Raw genomic sequence first — 1,737 nt, forward strand, 5'->3', positions numbered from 1 at the left:
CTCAGAAAAGAGGCCCATGTCATGGAGGACGGGGTGTTCGAGAGCTGGATCCGCAGTGCGGCGGCGGTGGTCAGGCCGCGCGGCGGGCTTGCCGTGATCGCCCGCCCCGAACAGCTCGGCGCCATTCTCGATGCGATCGCAGGGCGCTTCGGCGATGCCGAAATGCTCGCCGTCCACCCTCGCCCAGACGCCGCGGCAATCCGCATCGTTGTGCGGGCAGCGCTCGGGGCACGGGGAAAGCTTGCCATCCGCCCGCCCCTGATGCTGCACGCGCAATCAGGCAACGGCCCTGACGAGCGCAGCGAAATGATTACCAACGGCCTCGCCTCGCTGTTTGGAGATTGAGCTATTCTGCCTGGCCACATTGCCGTTGGCCGGGAAATCCCTACATGCCTGCAACCTATCGACCGGAGACCGCGCCCTCGTGAAACGCCTTATCAACCGCCTGCTGCCGAAATCCTGGCGCTCCACCGTCGTCACAATTCCGGTCATCCGGCTGCACGGCACCATCATGGCAGGCGGTGGCCAGTTCCGGCCGAGCCTGTCGCTGGCCTCCACCGCTGGCCTCATTGAGAAGGCGTTTTCCTACGACGCCCCGGCAGTCGCCATCTCGATCAATTCGCCCGGCGGCTCGCCGGTGCAGTCGCGGCTGATCTTCAAGCGCATCCGTGACCTGGCCACGGAAAAGAACAGAAAGGTACTGGTCTTCGTCGAAGACGTGGCGGCGTCGGGTGGCTACATGATCGCGGTTGCCGGTGATGAGATCTTCGCCGACCCATCCTCCATCGTCGGGTCGATCGGCGTGGTCTCGGCTTCGTTCGGCTTCCCGGAACTGATGAAGAAGATCGGCATCGAGCGACGCGTCCACACCGCCGGCCAGAACAAGGCGGTGCTCGACCCGTTCAAGCCCGAGAAAAAGGAAGATGTCGAGCGGCTGAAGGCGCTGCAGCTCGAGGTGCACGGCACGTTCATCGACCTCGTCAAGGAGCGGCGCGGCGCGAAACTGAAAGACGACCCGGACCTGTTCACCGGCCTGTTCTGGACCGGCATCAAGGGCCTTGAACTCGGCCTGGTCGATGCGCTCGGCGACATGCGCACGGTGCTCAAGACCCGTTTCGGGGCGAAAACCCAGCTCAGGCTGATCACGACACCGCGCGGTTTCCTCAGCCGCTTCGGCCTGTTTGGCTCAAGCAAGGGCTTTTCAGCGCCCGAGATCGCAGGCGCTGCCGCCAGCGGCCTGATCGATGCGGCGGAAGAGCGCGCATTGTGGTCTCGCTTCGAGCTTTGAAAACCCGGCAAAAGCGTCTAGCATGAGAGCTTAACCGACCCGACCGGCCACCTTCGCCGGCCCAGCGTGGGAGGAGTTTTGGTATGCCGCAGATCATTTTCTTCACCGTCGTTGGCGTCGCCGCCTATTTCGGCTACCGCACCTTCATCCGCGAAGCCGAACGCGTGACCGCCAAGGTGCGGCGTACCGAAAAGCAGACGGCCAACGGCGCGATGGGCACTTTGGTCAAGGATCCGAAGACCGGCGAGTACCGGCTGGCCAAGGACTGAGCACCATTTCGCAGACCATTGTGGACACCGACATCGGGTCGCGTAGCTGGCACGCGCACGCCAAGATCAATCTTGCGCTGCATGTCACCGGCAGGCGCCCTGACGGCTATCATCTGATCGAGAGCCTGGCGGTGTTCACGCGGTTTGGCGACAGGGTCGAAATCGCGCCTGCCGACAGCG

2 protein-coding genes and 2 pseudogenes are annotated in these 1,737 nt (G+C 63.8%); all 4 read left to right on the forward strand.

Features of this window, described 5'->3' with window-relative positions; all coding sequences use genetic code 11:
• Window positions 1-345, forward strand: a pseudogene (locus EOA22_RS32480) (methyltransferase); the annotation flags it as partial.
• A gap of 79 nt (window positions 346-424) precedes the next feature.
• On the forward strand, window positions 425-1,288 hold the full coding sequence (locus EOA22_RS32485) for a S49 family peptidase (protein ID WP_027164178.1): 864 nt from the start codon (window positions 425-427) through the stop codon (window positions 1,286-1,288).
• Window positions 1,289-1,371: 83 nt separating this feature from the next.
• On the forward strand, window positions 1,372-1,557 hold the full coding sequence (locus EOA22_RS32490) for a membrane protein (protein WP_027164179.1): 186 nt from the start codon (window positions 1,372-1,374) through the stop codon (window positions 1,555-1,557).
• Between the two features lie 20 nt (window positions 1,558-1,577).
• Window positions 1,578-1,737 (forward strand): annotated as a pseudogene (locus tag EOA22_RS32495) (4-(cytidine 5'-diphospho)-2-C-methyl-D-erythritol kinase); the annotation flags it as partial.

Source organism: Mesorhizobium sp. M7A.F.Ca.US.014.04.1.1 (assembly GCF_003998745.1).
Taxonomy (GTDB): Bacteria; Pseudomonadota; Alphaproteobacteria; order Rhizobiales; family Rhizobiaceae; genus Mesorhizobium; species Mesorhizobium ciceri.

Excerpts from the sequence above, each read along its gene's own strand:
- EOA22_RS32490 (WP_027164179.1), top strand. The coding sequence starts at position 1,372 with ATGCCGCAGATCATTTTCTTCACCGTCGTTGGCGTCGCCGCCTATTTC.